Genomic DNA, 4191 nt, shown 5'->3' on the forward strand with positions numbered 1-4191 from the left:
GGAGGCAGGAGGCAGGAGGCAGAAGGTTTTCTCAAGAGTGTCACCTTAATTTTATACACGCTCCGATGCTACCGGACATGATATTAATTTTATTCCACAGAGCTAGTGGGTATCCTAAATGGTGTTTATGAGAGACCTGACATCAAAGGTATAAACCATAAATTTTAAAAATATCAAAGCTATACACAGTATTATTTTAGGCAATTCAATTTAACACCATATCATAAAATGAAGCTAATAGTTATTAGGTTTAACCATTGCTACTAAAAGTTTATGCGTATTCGTTTGCAGTAGGAAATTTAAGTTTACTATCAGGATTATTTGAATTGTGCTATGTGGATGTTCCTAGTTAACCATAGTCCCCAATTTATTTGCATGACGCGCCACACCTGCGTGTTTGGCCAGCAAGTTTTTTTGTTTATTATTTGGGTGTAATGTTAAACTAAGCAAGCTCATTTCCAGATTACTCCTTTATAAAGCCTGCTCGTCTTCAGAACCGGACGTGAGACTTTCACCTCATCACGGCTCCTCTCTTGAATGCCCTTTGTCATAGGCACATCCCCCTCCCTTAGTATCAGTATATCGTCAACCCATATATCACCTTCAGGTAAGTCTTGTGACCTTGGTTTTGGGTGTTTTTTGTGATCTAAGGCAGTTTTTGCATCGTGACAGTGTCGGTGCAACAATTGTTTATTTTTATGTGTGTTGTCACCGCCTTTAGACTTAGGTTTTATATGGTCTATTTCCATAAGGTCATCTGGTTTAAAGGTTAGTCCACAGTATGCGCATTTGTTCTTCTGACGTTTTAGCAGTGTAGTTACTTCTTTTCTCATTCCAGGATATTTGCCAATTCTGTTACCCCAATAAGTCCAGTCACCGTCATAGGGAGATTTATTACCTTTTACTTTAATGTGCCTGATAATAGGTACATCTGAGTGTTGATTTAGTATATATTCGCCATTGTTCAGAATCCAGTTCCTGGTTCCTCGTCTGGGGAAATACTTATTCTTTACCCAGGTGTCTGATTTATTTGGATGCCTTCTGCTTGCCCAGCGCCATAGTCTTTTCCATAGAAGCATATCCAATTTGCTGAATATTTCCTTACTGACTTGGGATGAGAAGTAGTTAGCCCATCCTCTAATTACCGGGTTCAGTTTGGCTATTATATCATGTCCGGATAATTAGTTATAAAAAAACTTTCTCCTTCTTCTGCTGTTGTTCTTCTTTCTTCCCTCTTTCCTCCTGACTCCTGACTCCTGAGGACTGACTCCTCCGTAGTTATTTATTTATCACTGTTCAACCGGACATGATATTAGTACCCTTACTGGTGCAGTTTTGTGACAATCACATATTTCTGCTAGCTTCCGATAATGGGTTTTAATACTCTTAGCGGATGGTTTGATTAGTGTCTTATAACCCTGTGTGGCTGACTTAACTTTCCATTGCCTGATTGTGAATCCTAAGAAGTCAAATCCAGGTTTGTTACCTTCATATTCTTCTAAGGTATGGGTAATTCTAGTTTTTGGAGGTTTTAGTTCCAATCCTACCTGGTTTAACCATTCTTGTATCACGGTTTTTGCTTGTAATACTACTTTGATATCTTCATGTAGGATAACGAAGTCATCCGCGTAGCGTATTAAAGATAGGCTTTGGCGTTTACCTCTTTTTGACATTGTTTGTCCATTAGGATATTTAAGAGGTGTTTTTTCTATTTCCTCTATTAGCCTTTCTTCCATACCGTGTAAAGCGATGTTTGCTAGTAAGGGCGATATGACCCCTCCCTGTGGTGTACCTTCCATAGATTCTAGGAATTGATTATTGTCAAACACTCCAGATTTTAACCATTGCTTGATTAATCGTCTGTAGGGCGTTTTTCCCATCTTTCCTAGTAGCGCATCATGGTTAATTCGGTCAAAACATTTGGATATGTCAGCATCTAGAACATATTTTGGTTTTTTGTTGATGCTGACATAGATGGCTTGTATGGCATCATGGGCTGACCCCCGGAAAAGACCATAGCTATTAGGTTCAAAGCGTGCTTCCCATTCTGGTTCCATACCTAACTTAACCAAGGCTTGTAACGCTCTGTCGTACATTGTTGGAATGCCTAAAGGGCGTTTCTCTTCTGTTCCTGGTTTTGGTATCCAAACTCTGCGGGTTGGGCTTGCTTTGAGAGGGCGTGTTCTTAATATGTCAACCAAGTTAAGTCTTTGTATGGGTGTCAGGTTTTTGATTCCGTCTACCCCGGCGGTCTTCTTACCCTGGTTGTCTTGTGTTACGCGCCTAACAGCTAGCAGCCTTGCGTAGTAACTTTTTGTCAGAAGTCTTTGGTATTTGCGCATCTTGCGGAGTTCGCCACGACTGGATGCTCTGTAAATCAATTTTGGCAATTTGAATACATACTTCTCGACTTGCTTCCAGTTTATGTCCCTCCATTTGAGTGTTGGGTTAATGGATGCTTGTGAGGGTATATTGTATGTATCCCATACCACACTTGAGAATGCTTTAGGTGACCCTAATTTCTTCTTTAGTATTTTGGCTTTATTCATTACGTTTTCATTGCTTTACATTGCGCTCAAAAGTGGGTACGTCAGCATAGTTATGCTTTTTACCCAATCCTACTCTCCTTAAAACCTACGACCATTTGCGTAGACTGACCTTGAATGGCTTCCTAAGTTAATCGACCTATATACTTAGGTGTCTTAAGGAGGTTTCCTCGTTCCCTTATGCCTTTATTACGACCGATTTAGTGGGGCAAAATCTCCCGGAGGGTGCGGTACGGTTGTTGATGGTATCAACTGAATAATATCATCCATAAATCCCTCTGACTTTTGTCCTACATTCCATAGCTACCTTCAGAATGGTTGATTCTGACGAGAGTTTGATTGCCTTCCTGTTCGTCCACATATCAGCCTCTGCTAGCGATATTGTTCCTGGTAACTGGTATTGTCTCGCATTTAGGTCAGCTTCAGGGATTGATGTTCAGTCTCTACCCTGTGACCTACGCTGTCAGCCCAACAACTAGGCGGTAGGAATTTCACCTACAAGGTCATAAGAGTTTTTCAAGTCGATGCTTTTACATCATGTTTTGAATTGAAAGGCTTGTTATACCTACCTTACGGTGGTTTTACTAGCCAACGAGTCGCACTCAGTTTTGAATCCTAGTAACATAGATATAGATAATTGGGAGGTTATCACGCGATTATACCAGATTATAGCCAACAGTTACTAGCCCTAGTCCAATATCACTATGGAAACATTTAAAAATAGCCAAACTTATAATTATAACATGAAAAGCAGATTACCTCTAGGAATATAACTAAATCGTAAGCATTCAGCCGTCAGCTATCAGCTATCAGCTATTAATTCATTGCCTTGAGAGCAGGAATTAGTATTAAAAAATTTAAGGATAATTATAAAGTATTGGAAAAAAACTGACCTTGACCTTAGTAGTATATATAAATTATCTATGAAACAGCTAAAAGCTGACCGCTAATAGCTGAATGCTTACACTAAATCTATATTCATATTGGGCAGTTTAATTTATTTAGAGATTGAGGAAAATAAATCTTGACATATTGTTATATATTGTCATGTATTGTTGACAAAAATCTAAGCAATTATTACAATCATATATAAATAAATATAGACAATATATATTATCTCTGATTCTTAGTAACTCAGTTAACTAATCAGAGCTAGTTATTCTGGCAATTCGGTAACTTTTAAATCTGTCTGAGGAGTCAAAGTATTAGTCTATTTTTTGATCAAAACATAGTTTTCAATTAAATCAATATCCAGTCACAATTATGACAAATAAACCAGAAACAAAACAAGCATACGAAGCTAAAGCAAAAGCTCAAATTGATAAACTTAATGCTCAAATTGATGAAATGAAAGCTAAAGCTAAACAAGCTAAAGCTGATGTGGCGATTAATTATTACAAAAAGATAGAAGAATTGTCCACTAAACGTGATGCAGCAAAGGTGAAATTTCAGGAACTACAAAACTCAAGCGAACAAGCATGGAAAGATGTAAAAGTTGGTTTTGAAAAGGCTTGGAATGATTTACACGGAGCTTTTGATAGTGCAGTTTCTAAGTTCAAATAACTAATATAGCAGAAGGAAGAAGGAAGAAGGAAGAAGGAAGAAGGAAGAAGGAAGAAGGAAGAAGGAAGAAGGAAGAAGGAAG

Annotated in this window: 3 protein-coding genes and 1 pseudogene; 1 reads left to right on the forward strand and 3 read right to left on the reverse strand. The window is 38.2% G+C overall.

Annotated elements, in window-relative coordinates:
• Positions 1-345 precede the first annotated feature (345 nt).
• From F6K54_RS43635 to F6K54_RS41385, 3 genes and pseudogenes are all read right to left on the reverse strand, one after another.
• Positions 346-456 carry a helix-turn-helix domain-containing protein gene (locus tag F6K54_RS43635; RefSeq protein WP_366558394.1) on the reverse strand — a complete coding sequence of 37 codons (111 nt, stop codon included), beginning with the start codon at positions 454-456 and terminating at the stop codon, positions 346-348.
• Positions 453-1166 carry a group II intron maturase-specific domain-containing protein gene (locus tag F6K54_RS41380; RefSeq protein ID WP_366558395.1) on the reverse strand — a complete coding sequence of 238 codons (714 nt, stop codon included), beginning with the start codon at positions 1164-1166 and terminating at the stop codon, positions 453-455. The genes F6K54_RS43635 and F6K54_RS41380 overlap by 4 nt, the downstream gene beginning before the upstream one ends.
• A 147-nt stretch (positions 1167-1313) precedes the next feature.
• Positions 1314-2549, reverse strand: a pseudogene (locus F6K54_RS41385) (reverse transcriptase domain-containing protein); the annotation flags it as partial.
• A gap of 1260 nt (positions 2550-3809) precedes the next feature.
• Between F6K54_RS41385 and F6K54_RS41390 the strand changes: the two are divergent.
• The gene (locus F6K54_RS41390; protein ID WP_293090309.1) at positions 3810-4109 is read left to right on the forward strand and encodes a hypothetical protein; all 300 of its coding nucleotides are present in this window, start codon (positions 3810-3812) and stop codon (positions 4107-4109) included.
• Positions 4110-4191: the final 82 nt, after the last annotated feature.

The sequence above is a fragment of the Okeania sp. SIO3B5 genome, assembly GCF_010692555.1.
Classification (GTDB): Bacteria; Cyanobacteriota; Cyanobacteriia; order Cyanobacteriales; family Microcoleaceae; genus Okeania.

What these genes read in the sequence shown, in the direction of transcription:
- F6K54_RS43635 (WP_366558394.1), bottom strand. Translation starts at nt 456, where the DNA reads ATGAGCTTGCTTAGTTTAACATTACACCCAAATAATAAACAAAAAAAC.
- F6K54_RS41390 (WP_293090309.1), top strand. Translation starts at nt 3,810, where the DNA reads ATGACAAATAAACCAGAAACAAAACAAGCATACGAAGCTAAAGCAAAA.